The organism is Phenylobacterium sp., assembly GCF_036563285.1.
Lineage (GTDB): Bacteria > Pseudomonadota > Alphaproteobacteria > Caulobacterales > Caulobacteraceae > Phenylobacterium.
This window is the reverse complement of the sequence record NZ_DATCMR010000006.1, coordinates 185,692-201,551: the sequence shown is the minus strand read 5'-3', so window position 1 is coordinate 201,551 and position 15,860 is coordinate 185,692. Positions and strand designations below refer to the sequence as shown.

At 69.6% G+C, this 15,860-nt stretch carries 26 protein-coding genes; 9 read left to right on the top strand and 17 right to left on the bottom strand.

Going from position 1 to position 15,860, the window contains the following annotated elements; all coding sequences use genetic code 11:
* Nucleotides 1-2 precede the first annotated feature (2 nt).
* From VIL76_RS05870 to hppD, 5 genes are read right to left on the bottom strand one after another with little or no spacing between them, the layout of a single operon-like run.
* A complete protein-coding gene (locus VIL76_RS05870; protein WP_332044063.1) occupies nt 3-272 on the bottom strand; it encodes a hypothetical protein in 270 nt (89 codons plus the stop codon).
* Entirely contained in the window at nt 269-1,402 is a 1,134-nt protein-coding gene (locus VIL76_RS05865) for a homogentisate 1,2-dioxygenase (protein ID WP_332044062.1), read from the bottom strand. Before VIL76_RS05865 ends, VIL76_RS05870 begins: the two co-directional genes overlap by 4 nt.
* Nucleotides 1,399-2,562 (bottom strand): aminotransferase class V-fold PLP-dependent enzyme, encoded by a 1,164-nt coding sequence (locus VIL76_RS05860; protein WP_332044061.1) that lies wholly within the window; start codon nt 2,560-2,562, stop codon nt 1,399-1,401. The genes VIL76_RS05865 and VIL76_RS05860 overlap by 4 nt, the downstream gene beginning before the upstream one ends.
* 2 nt (nt 2,563-2,564) lie before the next feature.
* On the bottom strand, nt 2,565-3,566 hold the full coding sequence (locus tag VIL76_RS05855) for an isoaspartyl peptidase/L-asparaginase (protein ID WP_332044060.1): 1,002 nt from the start codon (nt 3,564-3,566) through the stop codon (nt 2,565-2,567).
* Nucleotides 3,567-3,619: 53 nt separating this feature from the next.
* On the bottom strand, nt 3,620-4,717 hold the full coding sequence (gene hppD, locus VIL76_RS05850; protein WP_332044059.1) for a 4-hydroxyphenylpyruvate dioxygenase: 1,098 nt from the start codon (nt 4,715-4,717) through the stop codon (nt 3,620-3,622).
* A gap of 117 nt (nt 4,718-4,834) precedes the next feature.
* Between hppD and VIL76_RS05845 the strand changes: the two genes are divergently transcribed.
* The 3 genes from VIL76_RS05845 to VIL76_RS05835 are packed head-to-tail and all read left to right on the top strand — an operon-like array spanning nt 4,835 to nt 6,508.
* Entirely contained in the window at nt 4,835-5,413 is a 579-nt protein-coding gene (locus VIL76_RS05845; protein WP_332044058.1) for a YqaA family protein, read from the top strand.
* Between the two features lie 28 nt (nt 5,414-5,441).
* Nucleotides 5,442-5,948: a disulfide bond formation protein B gene (locus VIL76_RS05840; protein ID WP_332044057.1), complete on the top strand. Its 507-nt coding sequence runs from the start codon at nt 5,442-5,444 to the stop codon at nt 5,946-5,948.
* A 50-nt stretch (nt 5,949-5,998) separates the two neighbouring features.
* A complete protein-coding gene (locus VIL76_RS05835) occupies nt 5,999-6,508 on the top strand; it encodes a demethoxyubiquinone hydroxylase family protein (protein WP_332044542.1) in 510 nt (169 codons plus the stop codon).
* A gap of 3 nt (nt 6,509-6,511) precedes the next feature.
* Here VIL76_RS05835 and VIL76_RS05830 read toward each other — a convergent pair whose 3' ends face one another.
* Nucleotides 6,512-6,799, bottom strand: a complete 288-nt coding sequence (locus VIL76_RS05830; RefSeq protein WP_332044056.1) for a hypothetical protein — start codon at nt 6,797-6,799, stop codon at nt 6,512-6,514.
* Nucleotides 6,800-6,954: 155 nt separating this feature from the next.
* On the opposite strand from VIL76_RS05830, the gene VIL76_RS05825 reads away from it, so the two are divergent.
* Nucleotides 6,955-7,239 (top strand): hypothetical protein, encoded by a 285-nt coding sequence (locus VIL76_RS05825; protein WP_332044055.1) that lies wholly within the window; start codon nt 6,955-6,957, stop codon nt 7,237-7,239.
* Here the strand turns inward: VIL76_RS05825 and VIL76_RS05820 are convergent.
* On the bottom strand, nt 7,224-7,931 hold the full coding sequence (locus VIL76_RS05820) for a Crp/Fnr family transcriptional regulator (RefSeq protein ID WP_332044054.1): 708 nt from the start codon (nt 7,929-7,931) through the stop codon (nt 7,224-7,226). The two genes, VIL76_RS05825 and VIL76_RS05820, sit on opposite strands and share 16 nt — an antisense overlap.
* Before the next feature lie 111 nt (nt 7,932-8,042).
* Between VIL76_RS05820 and VIL76_RS05815 the strand changes: the two genes are divergently transcribed.
* The 3 genes from VIL76_RS05815 (at nt 8,043) to VIL76_RS05805 (ending at nt 8,849) form a co-directional block, all read left to right on the top strand.
* Nucleotides 8,043-8,231, top strand: coding sequence for a hypothetical protein (locus VIL76_RS05815; protein ID WP_332044053.1), 189 nt, complete (start codon nt 8,043-8,045; stop codon nt 8,229-8,231).
* A 75-nt stretch (nt 8,232-8,306) separates the two neighbouring features.
* Nucleotides 8,307-8,489 carry a hypothetical protein gene (locus VIL76_RS05810; RefSeq protein WP_332044052.1) on the top strand — a complete coding sequence of 61 codons (183 nt, stop codon included), beginning with the start codon at nt 8,307-8,309 and terminating at the stop codon, nt 8,487-8,489.
* A gap of 75 nt (nt 8,490-8,564) precedes the next feature.
* A complete protein-coding gene (locus VIL76_RS05805; protein ID WP_332044051.1) occupies nt 8,565-8,849 on the top strand; it encodes a hypothetical protein in 285 nt (94 codons plus the stop codon).
* On the opposite strand, the gene VIL76_RS05800 is transcribed toward VIL76_RS05805, so the two are convergent.
* The 5 genes from VIL76_RS05800 to VIL76_RS05780 form a co-directional block, all read right to left on the bottom strand.
* Nucleotides 8,846-9,037 carry a hypothetical protein gene (locus VIL76_RS05800; RefSeq protein ID WP_332044050.1) on the bottom strand — a complete coding sequence of 64 codons (192 nt, stop codon included), beginning with the start codon at nt 9,035-9,037 and terminating at the stop codon, nt 8,846-8,848. The two genes, VIL76_RS05805 and VIL76_RS05800, sit on opposite strands and share 4 nt — an antisense overlap.
* A 170-nt stretch (nt 9,038-9,207) precedes the next feature.
* Nucleotides 9,208-9,390: a hypothetical protein gene (locus VIL76_RS05795; RefSeq protein WP_332044049.1), complete on the bottom strand. Its 183-nt coding sequence runs from the start codon at nt 9,388-9,390 to the stop codon at nt 9,208-9,210.
* Between the two features lie 97 nt (nt 9,391-9,487).
* On the bottom strand, nt 9,488-10,297 hold the full coding sequence (locus tag VIL76_RS05790; protein ID WP_332044048.1) for a peptidylprolyl isomerase: 810 nt from the start codon (nt 10,295-10,297) through the stop codon (nt 9,488-9,490).
* A gap of 53 nt (nt 10,298-10,350) precedes the next feature.
* On the bottom strand, nt 10,351-10,977 hold the full coding sequence (locus VIL76_RS05785; RefSeq protein ID WP_332044047.1) for a beta/gamma crystallin-related protein: 627 nt from the start codon (nt 10,975-10,977) through the stop codon (nt 10,351-10,353).
* Nucleotides 10,978-11,048: 71 nt separating this feature from the next.
* The gene (locus VIL76_RS05780; protein ID WP_332044046.1) at nt 11,049-11,672 is read right to left on the bottom strand and encodes a hypothetical protein; all 624 of its coding nucleotides are present in this window, start codon (nt 11,670-11,672) and stop codon (nt 11,049-11,051) included.
* A gap of 162 nt (nt 11,673-11,834) precedes the next feature.
* On the opposite strand from VIL76_RS05780, the gene VIL76_RS05775 reads away from it, so the two are divergent.
* Nucleotides 11,835-12,533 carry a pirin family protein gene (locus VIL76_RS05775; protein WP_332044045.1) on the top strand — a complete coding sequence of 233 codons (699 nt, stop codon included), beginning with the start codon at nt 11,835-11,837 and terminating at the stop codon, nt 12,531-12,533.
* Between the two features lie 189 nt (nt 12,534-12,722).
* Here the strand turns inward: VIL76_RS05775 and VIL76_RS05770 are convergent, their stop codons facing one another.
* Nucleotides 12,723-12,932 carry a DUF2188 domain-containing protein gene (locus tag VIL76_RS05770; RefSeq protein WP_332044044.1) on the bottom strand — a complete coding sequence of 70 codons (210 nt, stop codon included), beginning with the start codon at nt 12,930-12,932 and terminating at the stop codon, nt 12,723-12,725.
* A 97-nt stretch (nt 12,933-13,029) separates the two neighbouring features.
* On the bottom strand, nt 13,030-13,269 hold the full coding sequence (locus tag VIL76_RS05765) for a DUF3297 family protein (RefSeq protein WP_332044043.1): 240 nt from the start codon (nt 13,267-13,269) through the stop codon (nt 13,030-13,032).
* A gap of 145 nt (nt 13,270-13,414) precedes the next feature.
* On the opposite strand from VIL76_RS05765, the gene VIL76_RS05760 reads away from it, so the two are divergent.
* On the top strand, nt 13,415-13,783 hold the full coding sequence (locus VIL76_RS05760; RefSeq protein WP_332044042.1) for a response regulator: 369 nt from the start codon (nt 13,415-13,417) through the stop codon (nt 13,781-13,783).
* Between the two features lie 247 nt (nt 13,784-14,030).
* Here VIL76_RS05760 and VIL76_RS05755 read toward each other — a convergent pair whose 3' ends face one another.
* The 3 genes from VIL76_RS05755 to VIL76_RS05745 form a co-directional block, all read right to left on the bottom strand.
* The gene (locus VIL76_RS05755) at nt 14,031-14,360 is read right to left on the bottom strand and encodes a UrcA family protein (RefSeq protein ID WP_332044041.1); all 330 of its coding nucleotides are present in this window, start codon (nt 14,358-14,360) and stop codon (nt 14,031-14,033) included.
* A gap of 249 nt (nt 14,361-14,609) precedes the next feature.
* Nucleotides 14,610-14,936: a UrcA family protein gene (locus VIL76_RS05750; RefSeq protein WP_332044040.1), complete on the bottom strand. Its 327-nt coding sequence runs from the start codon at nt 14,934-14,936 to the stop codon at nt 14,610-14,612.
* Nucleotides 14,937-15,112: 176 nt separating this feature from the next.
* Complete coding sequence (locus VIL76_RS05745) at nt 15,113-15,790, bottom strand: RNA polymerase sigma factor (protein ID WP_332044039.1); 678 nt, start codon at nt 15,788-15,790, stop codon at nt 15,113-15,115.
* Between the last annotated feature and the right edge of the window lie 70 nt (nt 15,791-15,860).

The window sequence follows — 15,860 nt, the reverse complement described above, 5'->3', positions numbered from 1 at the left end:
TCCTAGACGGTTTCGCGTTGAATGGTGCGGGTGAGCTTCACGCCCTGCTCGTAGGCCTGCGGCTCGTAGACCGTGACTTCCACGAGGATGTCCGACCCGGGCTCGTGCTCCCAGAGATAGCTGCGCTCGAAGCAGACGGCGCGGCCCGCCGGGGTGAACCCCTCGAAGGTGTCGCCCCACGGCGTGTGGGCGCGCAGCTGTCGCCAGCCCAGGGTGCAGGCCCGGTCGATCTCGTCGGCGGCCGCGGCCTCGAGGTCCGCGTCGAAGCTCACGGCGTCTTCCAGCTGTCGACGTAGGCGGGGTTCTCCACCGACGCCGCCGCCTCGCCGACCTCCAGCGGATCGCGGGTGTCGATCATCACCGCATATTCGTCCGTCGCCGCCTTTGGCTGGCTGAGCATGTTCTTCAGCGCCTTCGGGTGCGGGCCGTGGGTGAAGCCGGACGGGTGGAAGGTCATCATACCGGCCTCGATGTGGTCGCGGCTGAAGAAGTCGCCGGCGTGGTAGAACAGCACCTCGTCGTAATCGTCGTTGTTGTGGAAGAAGGGCACCTTCAGCGCTCCGGGATCGGTCTCGAACGGGCGCGGGGCGAAGGTGCAGACCACGAACCGGTCGCTGAGGAAGGTCGTGTGGACCGACGGCGGCAGGTGGTATCGGTGGCTCACCACCGGGCGGAAGTCCTTCACGTTGATCCGCGCCGGCGCGAGCTCGCCATGCCAGCCGACGGCGTCCAGCGGATTGTACGGATAGGTCACCACCGAGACCTCGCCACGCTTCTTGATCTCGACCCTGAACTCCCCCTCCTCCGCCTGGTGGGCGCGGAAGGCCTCATCGATGGCGGGCGTCTCCAGGAGCGCCGGGTCGAACAGGGCGTGGCCGCCCAGCAAGCCCTTGTCCGGCAAGGTGAAGTGGGTGTTGGTCGCCTGGATCATCAGGACGGCGGCGGGCTCGGACGGGGTCAGCCGCCACATGGTCCCGCGTGGCAGGTAGAGGTAGTCGCCGGCGTTGAACGGCAGCCGCCCGAAGTCGCAGAACAGGTCGCCGGCGCCCTGGTGGATGAAGAGCAGCTGGTCGCCGTCGGCGTTGCGCGCCAGGGCCGGCATGGCCTGGGCGAGCTTCCAGAAACGGACCTCCACGGCGTTGTTGAAGAGCACCTTGCCCGCCGCCCAGGGGCTGGGCTCCGCGGCGTTCAGCCGGGCCAGGTCAAAGGCGCGCGGGCGCAGCGGCCCTTCGAAGCTGGTCCAGCCGGTCGGCGGCCGGCGATGGTGGATGAAGGCGGCCGGTCCGAAGAAGCCTTCCTTGGACATCTCCCGCTCGTAGGTGCCTTCCGGCATGTCGGCGTGAGCCTGGCGCGAGTGCTGGCCCTGTGCGCCGCGGACGGGGATCCAGTTGCGTTTGCTCATGCGGCGAGCGCCTCCGGCGCGAGGGCGGGTTCGATCCGGCGGATCGCCTGGACGAGGCGCCGCCCGGCCCTTGCTGAGAGATAACGGGTGACGGGCAGGTAGACGACCTGGTCGATCAGCCGCCGGGCGTTGGGCATGTCGAGCGCACGCAGGCTGGTGGACCCGCGGGTCGCGTCGAACCCGGCGCGGCGCAGGCCGGCGACCAGCCGTTCCGGATCGCGGCTGAGCACCGGGGCGAGCCACCAGCTGCGGTCCGCCGAAGCCACGCCGGGGACGTCCACGTCCAGGGCCTGCAGGACGGCCTCGGCTCGCGCATGACGGGCCTCAGGCCACTCGGAGCGGTCGAGACGTCGGTTGAGCAGGGACAGGAGCCCCGCGGGCGGACGCCGGCGGATGGCCTCGAGCAGGTCGGCGCCGGAGAAGCCGCGGGCGAGCGCGCCCACCGTGGCCTCCGGATCGCGGCCGGATGCGGCGATCGCTTTCAGCAGCAGGCCGTAGGGCGCAGGACCGTTCAGCGCCTTCAGCGCGGCATACTTCAGAAGCCGGCGGACGAACCAGCCGTGGGGCAGCGGCGCATAGGCGTCGAGGCGCCCGCGCATGCGGTGCACGAGCTTGGGGTCGCGCACGAGGGCGACGGCTCCGCCCAGCGCGGTCGCCGACTTGATCGGACCGAAGGAGTAGAGCGCCACGTCGCCGGCCAGGGTGAGCGCGCCGGTGAACGCCTGGGCGCAGTCCTCCACGAGGAGCACGCCGGCGCGGCGGCAGACCGCGGCGACGCCCGCGAGGTCTGCGCGCGCGCCGAACAGATGCGCGACCAGCACCAGCCGGGTCTTCGGCCCGATGGCCCGCTTCACCGCAGATGCCGCCGGCGCGAGGGTGGAGAGCTCGACGTCGACCGGGCGGATCGTCAGCCCATGGGCGCGGGCGATCTCGAACATGCCGTCGATGTTCACCGCGCTCATGACGATCTCGCAGCCATCCGGCAGGTCGAGCTCGGCCAGCAGGGCGTCGAAGGCGCTGCGGACCGATAGCGCCGTCACCGCATGGGCCGGCCTGCGCACGTGCAGGGCGATACGGTCCTCTGCGTCGGGGCGCGGCGGCGCGAGGGCGGCCGCTAGGTCGCCCCAGCCGATGTCCAGCGCGAGCCTGGGATAGGTCACCGTCAGGGATCGTCCTTGTAGATGCCGACGACCAGCGGCTGGCCGTCAGCGACCTTCGCACGGTACATGCCGGAGGTGTTGAAGCTCCAGGCGATGTCGCCGTTGGGAGCCACCGCGATGATCCCGCCGTCGCCCTTGATGGCGGTGAGCTGCTTCTGGACCACCTCGTCGGCCGCGGCCTGCAGGCTCATGCCCTTGTGCTCGACCAGCGCGCAGACCTCCCGGGCGACGGTGAGGCGGATGAAGTACTCGCCTGTGCCCGTCGCGGAGACGGCGCACGAGGAGTTCGAGGCGTAGGTGCCCGCGCCGATGATCGGAGAGTCGCCGACCCGGCCCCAGCGCTTGCCCGTGGTGCCTCCCGTGGACGTGCCGGCGGCGACGTTGCCCTTGGAGTCGAGCGCCACGACGCCGACGGTGCCCTTCTTGCCCTCGTCATGGGCGAGCGCCGCCGCCTCGTCCGGCTTGGCCGGCGCGCCCTGCGGACGCGGCGGAATGGGAAGGTTCTGGCGCTTCAGCTCGGCCTCGAGGGAACGCCACCGGCGCTCCGTGAAGAAGTAGCTGGGATCGACCTGCTCCAGCTTGCGGCTGGCGGCGAAGTCGTCGGCGCCCTTGCCCATCAGCATCACGTGCGGCGAGTGCTCCATCACCGCGCGCGCCAGGCTGATCGGGTGCTTGGTGCGGGTGACGCCCGCGACTGCGCCGGCCATGAGGTTCGAGCCGTCCATGATCGAAGAGTCGAGCTCGTTGCGGCCCTCGGCCGTGAAGACCGCGCCGCGGCCGGCGTTGAACAGCGGGTCGTCTTCCAGGACGTGGATGGCCGCTTCGATGGCGTCCAGCGCCGAGCCGCCCTTCTTGAGCACGTCGGCGCCCGTGTTGGCCACTCGGGCCATGGCGTCTCGGTAGGCCTTCTCCTGCTCCGGCTTTAGGTCCTTGCGCTCGATGACCCCGGCGCCGCCATGCACCACGATCGCCCACTTCGGCTTGGCTTCGGCCGCCGTACTCATCGTCAACACCACCACACTGATAAGAAGAACCAGAAGCCCCCGCATCGTCCCCTCTATTCCTTGGCCGGCAGCACCCCCCGCCGGATCTGGTCCAGCTCGATCGATTCGAAGAGCGCCTTGAAGTTGCCCTCGCCGAAGCCCTCGTTGCCCTTGCGCTGGATCAGCTCGAAGAAGATCGGCCCGATCATGTTCTCCGTGAAGATCTGCAGCAAAAGCCCTTGGCCCTCGGTCGGGGCGCCGTCCAGCAGGATCTTGTCCGCCTTTAGCCGCTGCAGGTTCTCCCCGTGGCCGGGCACGCGGGCGTCCAGCTGTTCGTAGTAGGTGTCGGGGCTCTCCTGGAAGACCACGCCGCGGTCCCGCATCGTCTCCACGGCGTGGAAGATATCCTCCGTACCCAGCGCGACGTGCTGGATGCCTTCGCCGTGGTACTCGCGTAGGAACTCCTCGATCTGCGAGTGGTCGTCCTGGCTCTCGTTCAGCGGGATGCGGATCTTGCCGCAGGGGCTGGTCATGGCCTTGGAGAAAAGGCCCGTCTGGGAGCCCTCGATGTCGAAGTAGCGGATCTCCCGGAAGTTGAAGATGCGCTCGTAGAAGTCCGCCCACTTGGCCATGTTGCCGCGGAACACATTGTGCGTCAGGTGGTCGAGGTAGGTCAGCCCAACCGAGTTCTTCGCCATGGCCTCGGAAGCGCCGGGGATCGGAACGAAGTCGATGTCGTAGATCTCCTGCGCGCCGTAGCGGTCGACGAGGTAGAGGTTCGAGCCGCCGATCCCCTCGATGGCGGGGATGTTCAGCTCCATCGGGCCGACCAGGCCCTGCACCGGGGTGGCGCCGCGCTCGACGGCGAGCTGCAGCGCCTTGGCGGCGTCTTTCACGCGGAACGCCATGGCGTTGGCCGAGGGACCGTGGACCTGCCGGAAGTCCGCCGGCTGGCCGGACGGCTCCATGTTGAGGATGAAGTTGATGTCGCCCTGACGGAAGCGCAGCACGTTCTTCGAGCGGTGCTTCTGGATCGCCGTGAAGCCCATCAGCTCGAAGAGGCCCTTGAGCCGCTCCGGCTCGGGCGAGGTGAACTCCACGAACTCGAAGCCATCGGTGCCCAGCGGGTTCTCGAAGAGGTCGCGGGCGCCGGCTTGCGTCTGAATGTTCATGGCCAAAGTCTCCTGTCCGGCGGAGTTCGTATCATCTGAAACGAGTTCGCGGTAGCGGCGAGACAAGCCGCCCGCCCCCTGCTAGCTGAAACGCCCGAATCCGCGTCTGGGTCTTCGATGTTCCGAAAACTGTATGAGTGGGTGATGCGTCTGGCGGCCTCGCGCCACGCGCCCGCGTCCCTGGCGGCGGTGTCCTTCGCCGAGAGCTCCTTCTTCCCGATCCCCCCGGACGTGATGCTGGCCCCGATGGTGCTGGCCAGGCGCGAGAAGGCCTTCCTCTACGCTGGCATCTGCACGATCGCCTCGGTGATCGGCGGGCTGCTGGGATATGCGATCGGCGTCTTCCTGGAGCCGGTCGGAATGTTCATCCTGAGCATCTTCGGCCACCCCGAGGGGCGAGAAGAATTCCAGCATTGGTTCGACCAGTATGGCCTGGCGGTGATCCTGGCCAAGGGGCTGACGCCGATCCCCTACAAGCTCGTCACCATTACGGCCGGCTTCGCGCGGTTCGACCTCTTCACCTTCATCTGGGCCTCGGTCCTTACCCGGGGCGTGCGCTTCTTCGCCGTGGCCGCGATCCTGAAGTATGCGGGGCCCGCCATGCTGGCGGAGTTCGAACGCCGGATGACGCTCTACTCGATCCTGCTGCTCGTCCTGCTGATCGGCGGCCTCGTGGCCGTGAAGGTCTTCTTCTGAGGCCGGTTTTCCGGTCATATCGCGCGCGATGCTGAGACCCTTCCTCGACCGCTGGCGGCTCTGCGCCCTCCTGGCCTCGGCCGGGATGCTGGCGGTGGCGCATGCCTTCGAGACCTTCGGCGGCCTGGCGCCCTGCGCGCTGTGCCTGCGCCAGCGGGAGGTCTACTGGGTGGCGATGGCGCTGGCCGCCGCGTTCATGGTGGTGGTGCGCCTGCCTGGCGGGCCACGCTGGCGGCAGGCGACTTGCTGGGTGCTGGCGCTGGTGTTCCTGGGCGGCGCGGGGCTGGCCGCCTACCACGCCGGCGTGGAGTGGAAGTTCTGGCCCGGCCCCACGACCTGCACCGGCGCCGGCGGCGGCGTGGACGTCTCCGACCTGCAGGCCCTGCTGAAGGGCGAGAAGATCGCCCCGCCCTCCTGCGACAAGGCCGCGTGGGTGTTCGCGGGCCTTTCAATGGCCGGCTGGAACGCCGTGGCTTCCCTGATCCTGGCGGGACTGTCGGTGCTCGCCGCCCTGCGCGAGAGGGCCAAGCCGTGACCGAGAAGCCCCTGCCCCCGAAGCCCGGCCAGGGCGCGCTTGCGGCCCGCATGGCCGAGATCCTGCGGGTCGACCACGCCGGCGAGCTGGGCGCCGTCTCGATCTACCGCGGCCAGCGGGCGGTGTTCGGCGAGACGGCCGGCAACGCCCGCATCGCCGGTCAGCTCGCCGAGATGGAGGCCCACGAGGCCGAGCACCTCGCCCGTTTCGACCGGCTGCTCACCGAGCGCCGCGTGCGGCCGACGGCGCTCGCCCCCGTCTGGCGGCTGGCGGGTTTTGCACTGGGCGCCGGGACCGCCCTCCTGGGCGACAAGGCCGCGCACGCCTGCACCGAGGCGGTCGAGAACGTCATCGAGGAGCACTACGCCGGCCAGATCGCCGAGCTTTCGGCCCAGGACCCCGAGCTGGCGGCCGAGCTGGAGCGCTTCCGCCAGGACGAGCTCGCCCACCGCGACCTCGCCGTCGACGAGGGCGCCCGCGAAGCGCCGGGCTACGGGATCCTCAGCGCGGTCATCCGCACCGGCTGCCGCGCCGCCATCAAGATCAGCGAGAAGATCTAGCGCCTAGCGGTTCTGGGCCGCCGGGTTGCGGTTGTCCGCGCCCGGGATGGTGCTGTTCTGGATTTCGCTCTGGGTGGCGCCCGGCCGCACCATGGGGTCCGCTTCGTCGTTGGTCGGCCTGAGCCAGAAGATCGCCAGCAGGGCCAGCAGCGTCAGCGCCACCAGCACCCAGACGATCCCGCGGCCCGGCGTCGCGGACCGAGAGGAGGAGCGCCCGGCGTTGATGCGTCCGTCGTCGACTCCGGGGGCGGAATCGGCCGCATTTGTTCGTGTCCGTCTCGGGTTCGGCATCGGCATCTCCGTTCGTGCCGCGTCAACCGGACAGGCGCTGACGGGTTCCGGAGCCTGCCCCTCTCCCCCAGGGTTGCACTTCGCCTCAGCTACAGCTTCCGGGGAGTCGCGCGACGCGCGAAGTTCTGCTTTTGTTCTAGGTACGGAGGCGCGCCATGGCGGACGGGACATCGCATCAGATCGCAACGGTCGCGTACGGCGCGCCCCGGCTGGGCCACGCCACCCAGGCCCGCTCCAGCCTGTGGGCGGTCTGCCGCTGCGGCCGGCAGGCGGGCATCGACCCCAAGCCGTGGATCTGCCAGGGGCTGGCGCGCCATCCGGTGGAAGCGCTGGAAGAGCGGCTGCGCTGCGTCTGCGGCGCGCGGCGGGTCAGGCTGGAGGTCCGCGGCCTCGCCGAGGCGCCCGCGAGCGTCACCGGCGGGATCTACGTCTTCCGCTGAAGGTCCTTCAGCAGTTCGGCGGCGCCCCGCTGCATCGCGCCGTAGCACTCGCAGGTGCAGCGCTCGAGCGCCGGGCGGTCGTTCACCGTGATCTTGCCGCGCACGTAGGAGATGAAGCCGCGGGCCTGCAGCTCAGAGGCGAGCGCGGTCACCGTCGTCCGCTGCACGCCCAGCATGATCGACAGGTGCTCCTGCGTCAGCGGCAGGACGTCGGAGCCGAGCCGGTCCTGGGTCAGCAGCAGCCAGCGGCACAGGCGCTGCTCGGCCCCGTGCAGGCTGTTGCAGGCGGTCGCCTGGGACGACTGGATGATCGTCGCCTGGGCGTGGTGGACGATGGCGCGGCGCAGCGCGCGGCTGTTCTCCGACGCTGCCCTCAGGGCCTCCAGCGGCAGCCGCCAGGCGCGGCCGCTCACCTGCACCGTCATCCGCTCGAACGACAGCGGCGAGCCCAGGGCGTGCAACAGGCCGTAGCCGCTCTCGCTGCCGATGGTGCGGCTCTCCACCTGGGAGCCGTCCTTCATCACCGTCACCACCGACAGGATGCAGCTGCTGGGCAGGTAGACGGTGGTGATCGGCGATCCCGCCTCGTCGAGCACCACGTTGCGCACCAGGTCCACCTCCTCCAGGTGCGGGCGCAGGGCCGCGGTGTCGGCGGCGTCGAGGCTGTCGAGGAAGTGGTTGTCCCAGGCCATCGGGGCGTTAACGCGGAACAGCGCTATGGGGTGCAATGCGACGTCCGCGGAACACTCCTCCGGCGGCGGCGGTTCACGGCCGCACAGGGTGACTGCAGGTGAATTGTTTAGATGCAGGGTACTGAAGCCTATCCGGAGCCGATGACTGTCAGCGTCATCGAGGGCGAGGTGGTGATCCTCGGTCCCGACGCGGTTTCCGTCGCGCTCACCCCCGAGGCCGCCGAGGAGTCGGCCCGGCGGCTGATCGCGGCGGCGAGGCAGGCGCGGGCCCCGTCCCAGGAGCCCTCCTCCGCCGCCTGACTCCTTATGTCGGGATGCGGGCAGAAGGCTTCGCGTGCAAGCCCTATGGTCCCGCCACCTTTGGGGGCAGGTTGCGTGCAGGAACTCCTTCTCTATGGCCTCGACGAGGGGGGCGAGCCGGCGTTTACGCAGGAGCTCCGCGGCGACGACCGCGACCGGCTGCGGACGCTTGCGCAGGAGCGCCTGGCCCACTGCCACAGCGTCGAGGTCTGGGACGGGCCGCTTTGCGTGATCAGGCTTCGCCGCGATAAGGCCTGAAATCCCTACGCAAAAGATAGCCCGCGACGGATCGAAACCCCGCGTGGGCCGTTATCGTGTCTCAAAGGAGATCCGATGGCGCACGCCCGCAAGAAGCTCCCTGCGTTCCCCGGAACCGGCGACCTGAAGTTCCGCGGCTTCAAGGGGCCGGTGGCGTACGAGATCCTGGGCGACCCGGCGAGCCTGCGGCCGGGACCGCTGCGCCTGCGCGGATCGATCTGCACCACGCCCGAGGTCGCCGAGGCGGCGTTCCGCGAGGGCGAAGGCGAGCTGACGCTGGAGGGCGGATCGACGTTCCGGCTGCAGATGCTGGGCCATTCGGCGGGCAGCCAGACCGCCTACTTCGAGATGCGCGTCTAGGCGGCGACCGGCCTGGCCAAGGTCTGGACCAGGGTCTCGCCCTCCCAGACCTCCGCCCGCTCGCCGTCCAGCCGGTCGGCCAGCAGTTCGGCGGCCCGGCGAAGGGCGTCCTCGCGGCCGGCCTGCGGAAGCACCTCGAAATGGGGCACGCCGCCGCTCGATCGGTGGATGTAACAGAAGTAAGGCATCACGCGTCCCCTACACGGATGGCGGGAGTACGGGTCTCCCGTGGCGGGCAGAGCCTCTTCTCTCGATCGCCGGGTCCATGATCCATGGCCGACGAAGCCTCACCATGCGCCGCATCGCCTCAGTTCGAAAGCGAATTCCCCTGAAGTTGCTGTAGGTTGGGTTTTCAGGCCTAACCCGCCCGGCGCGCCTGGTAGCGGACCGCCAGCGAAGCCCCGGTTTCGCCCACCTCGGCCTCGCCCAGACGGCGTGAAACCTCGACAAGCGCCTGGTCTTGTTCAGGGAAACGGGCGACCTCGACCCCGTCGTGCTGGACGATCCAGGCTCCCGCCTGTTCGATGACTTCGTATTTCATGGACGCCTCAACAGTACCGCAACCTCAGCGATAGGGCGCGTCGGCCTAATGCACCAACTACGTGAGTTGGTCCGGACTGCTACGTGTTGTCGCAACCTCAGCGGGTGCGGACCGGCACGTTCACATCGCACACGGTGAAGTCGGCCCCCTTCAGCCTGCGCAGCATCGCGAGCTGGGCCTCGAAGTGCTCGCCCTGCGCTGCGACCTCCACCCGCGGCCGCTCCGCCGGCGGCAGGTCTGCGGCGACCCGCACCCGCACCATCCGATCCGGATCGGCCGGCGGCTCGCCCACCTTGATGGCGCGCACCACGTCCAGCCCCTGCACCACCCGTCCCCACACCGTGTACTCGTGGTCGAGCCGGCGCGCCGCCTCGCGCATGAAGAAGATCTCGCTGTTGGCGCTCCCCGGGTCCGCCTGCCGCCCCATGCCCACCACGCCGGCGCAATAGGCGCCCCAGCCGCGCACCAGCCCGTCGGGCGCGCGCGCGGTCTCCTTCTCGGACACGCCTGCGAACGGCGTTGAGCCCACGAAGCCCTCGATGCCGTCGCTGCGCCGGACCGCCACCGTCTGCGGCCCCGCCGGCGGCAGCCGGAACTGGAACTCCGGCGGCAGGTCCGGGTGGGCGGAGACCCCGCCGTCCTCGTTGTTGGGATTGCCCGTCTGGGCGACGAAGCCTTCGATGACCCTGTGGAACTGCAGCCCGTCGTAGACCTTCTCGCGGGCCAGCAGCTTCACCCGCTGGACGGCCAGCGGCGCGAACTCCGGGCGCATCTCCACGACGATCCGGCCCTTGGTGGTCTCGATGACGAGGGTGTTCTCGGGATCCAGAGGCTGCCACGTCTCGAGCGGCAGCAGCCAGGCGATCAGGAACGGCGCGGCGGCAAGCGCAAGCAGGCGACGGAACATGGCGGTGGGCCCCCGAGGTCAGGGGCCCACCTCACCCAAAACCCGCGCCCGGCTCAAGACTTGCGGCAGAGCAGGTCGCGCAGCACGCTCGAGGGGCCGGTCACCTGGCCCTCGGGCCCGATGGCCCTGCCGGCCCGCTGGCTGGAGTCGAAGTGCGCCGCCGGCCCCAGCCCCTGCTCGCGGCAGAAGACGTTGGCGCCGTTAGACCCCGCCGCCACGTCCAGCCCGCGGACCGTGGGCCTGGGGAAGAACACAGTGTTGTGCCCCTCCACGCCCCGCTCGCCGCGGCCGTATCCGCCGCCGCCGCCGGGGAACGGCCCCGGCCCCGGCCGTCCACCGCCGCCGCCTACCGGCTCGATCGAGGTGATCCGCTCGGCCATGGCCACCGTGTTCAGCTCCGGCACGTCGCCGGTGAGCTCCACGCAGCGGCCGCCGAAGTCCGAATGCTCGCACAGCCGCCAGCGGCCCTGCAGGCGCAGCGAGTGGGTGCGGTCGTTGAAATTGTAGTTCGACAGGTTCGCCACATCCCCGGTGATCGTCACCTGCCGGCCCTCGAAGTTCGGGCGGTCGTACAGCGTCGCCGACGGGCCGCGCCCGCGATACGGCTGCGCATGCGCCTGCGAGATCGCCGCCCAGGCGAGCGCGGCGATCCCCGCCAGGACCATGAAGTGCTTCAGCATTGTCCAGCCTCCGTCGTGCCCTCGCTGCCATTACGGCGACGCTTGCATGAACGGAGGCTGAAGCGCCGCGGCTAGCGCGGCGTGGTGGTGGTCTCGGTCGTCCCGGTGGAGGTGCCTCCGGTGCCCGACGCGCCGCTGGTCGCCGTGCCCGAGGCCGGCGTGGACGAGCCCGTCGAGGCCGAGGAGCCGCCTTGGGCGCCGCCGCCCACCGAGCCGCCGGCCGCCATCTGCTGCTGCACCACCTGCGCCAGCTCCTGCGGCGCAGTCTTGGCGCTGCAGGCCGCCTGGCCGCCGGTGGACACCGACAGCACGTTCACCGAGACGCCGCAGACGTTGGCGGCCAGCTCGATCGGCAGCTGGATGTTCACCGGCACGTTGGCGCGGTCGATCTGCAGCCGGACGGAGAGGTCGTTCAGCACGTTCTGCAGGTTCACGTTCACCAGGGACGGGATCCCGCCCGTCGAGGGCCGGGTGCCCGTGGTCGTGCCGGTGTTGGCGCTGGTCCCGGTCTGCGCCCCGGTGGTGGTGGACGCGCCGGTCGAGCTGCCGGTGGGCGCCGATGCGCCGCCCGAGCTGGAGGCGTTGGTGGTGGTCCCGGTGGTGGCCGAGGCATTTGGGCCCTTGTCGGTGGCGCAGGACCACGCGAACGGCAGGGCCAGGGTCGCGACCGCGAGCGTCGTCAGGGTCTTGTTCATGGGCAGGCGTTCCTTCCAGATCTATCGCCACGCTCAACGCCCGGCCGGCTCTGCTTGTTTCGGGCGCCGGCGATCTTCTCCGGATTGGAAGCAATCTTGTGCGGCGCGGCCGCTTTCTCCACAGAACCAGAAGCTTATCTATGCTCCCGAAAGGGACCTCACATGATCGACAAGCGACCGTTCAACGGCCTCGGCGGCGCCGACCACGGCTGGCTGAAGGCCAGGCACCACTTCTCCTTCGCCAGCTTCCACGATCCCAGGCGGATGGGCTGGGGCGCCCTGCGCGTCTGGAACGACGACGAGATCGCCCCGCGTTCCGGCTTCCCGCCGCACCCGCACGCGGACATGGAGATCATCACCTACGTCCGCGACGGGGCGATCACCCACCAGGACAGCCTGGGCAACAAGGGCCGGACCGAGGCCGGCGACGTGCAGGTGATGAGCGCCGGCACGGGCATCCGGCATGCCGAGTACAACCTCGAGGACGAGACCACGCGGATCTTCCAGATCTGGATCGAGCCGAAGACCCGCGGCGCCGCGCCCGCCTGGGGCGCGCGGCCCTTCCCCAAGGCCGACCGCGCCGGGAGGTTCGTGACCCTGGCCTCCGGCCTGCCCGGCGACGACGAGGCCCTGCCGATCCGCACCGATGCGCGGGTCGCGGGTGCGACCATCAAGGCCGGCGAGACGGCGGAGTACCAGCTCGCCCCCGATCGCCATGCGTACCTGGTGCCGGCGGTGGGCGCGGTGGAGGTCAACGGCGTGCGCCTCGACGCCCGCGACGGCGCGGCCATCACCCAGGAGTCGGTGCTGCGCATCACCGCGCTGGAAGACGCCGAAGTCGTGCTGGTCGACGCGGCTTAGGGCGCGGCCTTTCCCTCCCTCCGGGAAGGGACCGGCCCCCCCCAGCGGCCAGGGTGAGGAAGTGTGGGGCAGGATCTGAGAGTCAGCGCCTGACGCGCCTTCTCCCCTCCTGGGGAGAGTCAGCGCTTGATCGCCACTTCCTCGCCCGGCTCTGGCGAGCTGTCCCTCCCCGTCCGGGGAGGGAAAAGGTCAGTGCAGCGGGGGCGGCTCGACGAGGGTCTCGTCCCAGTCCCCGGCTTCTTCGTGGATCAGCACGTAGCGCGGCTCGTCATCGACGCGGGCGTAGTCGCGGGCGGCCGCCAGGGCCTCCGCCTGGGTCGCGTACGTCCCCAGCTCGCCCTCTTCGTCGTCTACCAGGAGCCACAGGCCGCCTTGGGCGACCACCGACAGATCGAACATGTTTTTGGTCCCGCCCAGATGACGAGGTTATGTCACTGACGGAACGGCTACGCTTAGGTGCCCTCCTGTCGCAGGCGGTGCGACCTGCCGACGCAGCTTAGCCGTTGCGGAAGTAGGGCTCGACCGTACCGGAGAGCTTCAGGGTCAGGGCCTTGCCGCGGCGGTCCTTGGCGGCTCCGGCCACGACGCGAATCCAGCCCTCGGAGACGCAGTACTCGTCGACGTTGGTCTTGTCCTGGCCGTTGAACCGGATGCCCACGTCGCGGGCCAGCACGTCGGCGTCATAGAAGGGGCTGTCCGGGTCCACGGACAGGCGGTCGGGAGGCGTGTCGGTCATAAGCTCTGCCCTCGCATGGCCACAGTCACGGTTCAAGATGTGGCCGGGGGTCGGGAAACCGACACGCCTCGCAAAAAGTTCAAGGATTCCGGATGGACGTTCGCCTCTATGTCGAGTAGGCGACCGGCCGAGGGCTTGAGGCTGAATGACCACTGTTCTACTCGTTGAAGACGAGGCGGACGTTCGCGACATCATTGTCGAGGCTTTCGCCGAACATGATCTCCAGGTGGTGTGCGCCGAGAACGACCAGCGCGCCTACGACATGCTCGAGGCGCGGGCGCAGGAGTTCGCCGTCCTCGTGGCGGACATCAACCTGGGACCCGGCACCACCGGGTTCGACGTGGCGCGACGGGCCCGCCAGCTCAATCGCAATCTGAAGGTGATCTACATCACCGGCCATGCGGCGCACCTGAACCGCTTCGGGGTCGACGGCGCGGTGATGTTCCCCAAGCCGTTCAACCCCCACGAGCTCGCCGAGAGCGTCATCTCGATCCTGAAGACGGCCGACGCCTGACGCCAAAGCCCTTCCCCTCGACGGGAAAGGATTGGGATGGGGTGGAGGCAGTGGGTTTGAGGGTTCAGCGCCGTTCGGCGCCAGCAGCCTCCCCGAAACCTGAGCTCCCGCAAACAAGGAAGACCCCTCCCCGGGAGCAGGGAGGGGCCTGGAGAGTGACGGCGGATCCGGACCGATCCCGTCTGTGGAAGGCGGGACCCGGGCCGCGGCGGCGGCCCGGGATGGTCCGGGGGGAGGAGCCCGGCCGTCAGCGGGTGGCGTAGACCCCGCGCTGGGCCTTCTGGGCGGCCAGCGCGACGGTGAACTTCTCGGCCACCTCGGCCTTCACGGCCGCGATGCACTCGGCTTCGGCGGCGCGGACGCGGCTGGCCGGGCGCTTCTGCGCCTTGCAGAAGGATTCAGCGGCGCGGTCGGCCCGGCGCTCGAAGGTGTCGCGGCCTGCGGCGGTGCCGAGGTCGAGGTCGCGCACCTGGATGGTGGCCGGCGCGGCGTGGGCGGTGGTCGCCAGGGCGACCATCGGCAGGGCGGCCAGGGCCAGGGTGGCGGCGCCGGCGAGGCGAGCAGCGTAGTTGATCATCGTATCCGTCCTTCGGTCTGAATGGTGTGGGCGGCGGGGCCGTCCTTGACCGAGTGAATACTTCTGCTTCTCCAACCAGTCCCGTGAATACGAGGTAATGACAGCGATTTAAGAATATTACGCCGCGTTCATCTTAAGTATTACCCGACGTTCATGTTTTCGCCGGAAGCAAAGAAAAAGCCCCTCCCGCAAAGGGAGGGGCTCTTCCGGCGCCAGGGTCCGGATAGTGGTCGGACCCGCGAGACGGCCTTAGCGGGCGGCGTAGACCTCGGGCTGGGCGCGGCGCGCCTGCTGCACGACGGCCAGCTTCTCGTTCATCTCGACCGTCACCGCCGCGATGCAGACCCGACCCATGCGGGTCATGCTGCCCGGGTTGGTGCGGGTGCGGCAGAAAGCCCGCGCCGCCTGCTCGGTGCGCTGCTGGAAAGCGCGCTGGCCGGCGGTGGTGTTCAGGTCGAGGTCGCGGACCTGGACGGCGGCCGGAGCGGCCTGCGCGGAGGTGGCCAGGGCGCCCACGGGCAGGACGGCGAGGGCCAGGGTGGCGGCGCCGGCGATGCGGGCGGTAAAGCTGAACATTGAACTCAATCCTTCTCGATGATCTCAGATGGTCTTCTGCCATCCGTGTGCGGAGATAAATCGAGGAGGAGCATTAAATTCGCGTGAACACGAAATAGTAGACTTGGAGTTACCCACTTACTACTTCAAACGCCGCGGCGTTACCTTGAATTTACCACGCCGAACGCGGCGTCTGCCTAGAGCTTCGCCAGCACCGCCTCCGTGATCCGTAGGCAGCGGGCGCCGAGGAAAGGGTAGGCGCCGGTGAGCGCGTCGGCCACCTGGGCGTCCAGCGCCTGGCGCAGCAGCCTGCGCGCGCGGTGCAGCCGGGTCTTCACCGTCTCCGGCTTGAGGCCCAGCGCCTGGGCGGTCTCCTCGACCGAGCACTCCTCCACCTCGCGCAGGATGAACACCACTCGAAAGCCTTCCGGCAGCTGGTCGACCGCGCGCTCGAGCAGCCGGCGGATCTCGGCCCGGGCGGCGCTGCCTTCGGGGTCCTCTCCCCCCAGGCGGGACGGGAAGACGAGCACCTGGCCGGCCCCGGCCTGGGCGGTCTCCACCTCGGCCAGGTCGACGGTGGGCCGGCGCGCGCGCAGCCGGCCACGCGCCTCGTTGAGCACGATCCGGGTCAGCCAGGTGGCGATCCCTGCCTCGCCCCGGAACTCGCCGATGGCCTTGAAGGCGCGGGTATAGGCCTCCTGCAGCACGTCCTCGGCCTCGGCGTCGTCGCGCACCACGCTGCGGGCGGTGCGGAATAGCCGCTGGTTGCAGCGCTGCATGATCGCCCGGAACGCCTCGCGGTCGCCGCCGCGCGCCAGGGCGGCGAGTTCCGGCTCGGGCAGAGTGGCGTACTCTAGGGCAGGTGCGGCGGCCATCGGGATATTCTCCAGCTTACCACCCTTGGATGGCGCAGGAGCCGGGAGGTTCCTGCCTCGCGACGGCGCG

Coding starts and splice junctions, on each gene's coding strand:
- VIL76_RS05865 (WP_332044062.1), bottom strand. CDS start 1,402: ATGAGCAAACGCAACTGGATCCCCGTCCGCGGCGCACAGGGCCAGCAC.
- VIL76_RS05855 (WP_332044060.1), bottom strand. CDS start 3,566: ATGAGTACGGCGGCCGAAGCCAAGCCGAAGTGGGCGATCGTGGTGCAT.
- hppD (WP_332044059.1), bottom strand. CDS start 4,717: ATGAACATTCAGACGCAAGCCGGCGCCCGCGACCTCTTCGAGAACCCG.
- VIL76_RS05845 (WP_332044058.1), top strand. CDS start 4,835: ATGTTCCGAAAACTGTATGAGTGGGTGATGCGTCTGGCGGCCTCGCGC.
- VIL76_RS05840 (WP_332044057.1), top strand. CDS start 5,442: ATGCTGAGACCCTTCCTCGACCGCTGGCGGCTCTGCGCCCTCCTGGCC.
- VIL76_RS05835 (WP_332044542.1), top strand. CDS start 5,999: ATGGCCGAGATCCTGCGGGTCGACCACGCCGGCGAGCTGGGCGCCGTC.
- VIL76_RS05830 (WP_332044056.1), bottom strand. CDS start 6,799: ATGCCGAACCCGAGACGGACACGAACAAATGCGGCCGATTCCGCCCCC.
- VIL76_RS05825 (WP_332044055.1), top strand. CDS start 6,955: ATGGCGGACGGGACATCGCATCAGATCGCAACGGTCGCGTACGGCGCG.
- VIL76_RS05820 (WP_332044054.1), bottom strand. CDS start 7,931: ATGGCCTGGGACAACCACTTCCTCGACAGCCTCGACGCCGCCGACACC.
- VIL76_RS05815 (WP_332044053.1), top strand. CDS start 8,043: ATGCAGGGTACTGAAGCCTATCCGGAGCCGATGACTGTCAGCGTCATC.
- VIL76_RS05805 (WP_332044051.1), top strand. CDS start 8,565: ATGGCGCACGCCCGCAAGAAGCTCCCTGCGTTCCCCGGAACCGGCGAC.
- VIL76_RS05800 (WP_332044050.1), bottom strand. CDS start 9,037: ATGCCTTACTTCTGTTACATCCACCGATCGAGCGGCGGCGTGCCCCAT.
- VIL76_RS05795 (WP_332044049.1), bottom strand. CDS start 9,390: ATGAAATACGAAGTCATCGAACAGGCGGGAGCCTGGATCGTCCAGCAC.
- VIL76_RS05790 (WP_332044048.1), bottom strand. CDS start 10,297: ATGTTCCGTCGCCTGCTTGCGCTTGCCGCCGCGCCGTTCCTGATCGCC.
- VIL76_RS05785 (WP_332044047.1), bottom strand. CDS start 10,977: ATGCTGAAGCACTTCATGGTCCTGGCGGGGATCGCCGCGCTCGCCTGG.
- VIL76_RS05780 (WP_332044046.1), bottom strand. CDS start 11,672: ATGAACAAGACCCTGACGACGCTCGCGGTCGCGACCCTGGCCCTGCCG.
- VIL76_RS05775 (WP_332044045.1), top strand. CDS start 11,835: ATGATCGACAAGCGACCGTTCAACGGCCTCGGCGGCGCCGACCACGGC.
- VIL76_RS05770 (WP_332044044.1), bottom strand. CDS start 12,932: ATGTTCGATCTGTCGGTGGTCGCCCAAGGCGGCCTGTGGCTCCTGGTA.
- VIL76_RS05765 (WP_332044043.1), bottom strand. CDS start 13,269: ATGACCGACACGCCTCCCGACCGCCTGTCCGTGGACCCGGACAGCCCC.
- VIL76_RS05760 (WP_332044042.1), top strand. CDS start 13,415: ATGACCACTGTTCTACTCGTTGAAGACGAGGCGGACGTTCGCGACATC.
- VIL76_RS05755 (WP_332044041.1), bottom strand. CDS start 14,360: ATGATCAACTACGCTGCTCGCCTCGCCGGCGCCGCCACCCTGGCCCTG.
- VIL76_RS05750 (WP_332044040.1), bottom strand. CDS start 14,936: ATGTTCAGCTTTACCGCCCGCATCGCCGGCGCCGCCACCCTGGCCCTC.
- VIL76_RS05745 (WP_332044039.1), bottom strand. CDS start 15,790: ATGGCCGCCGCACCTGCCCTAGAGTACGCCACTCTGCCCGAGCCGGAA.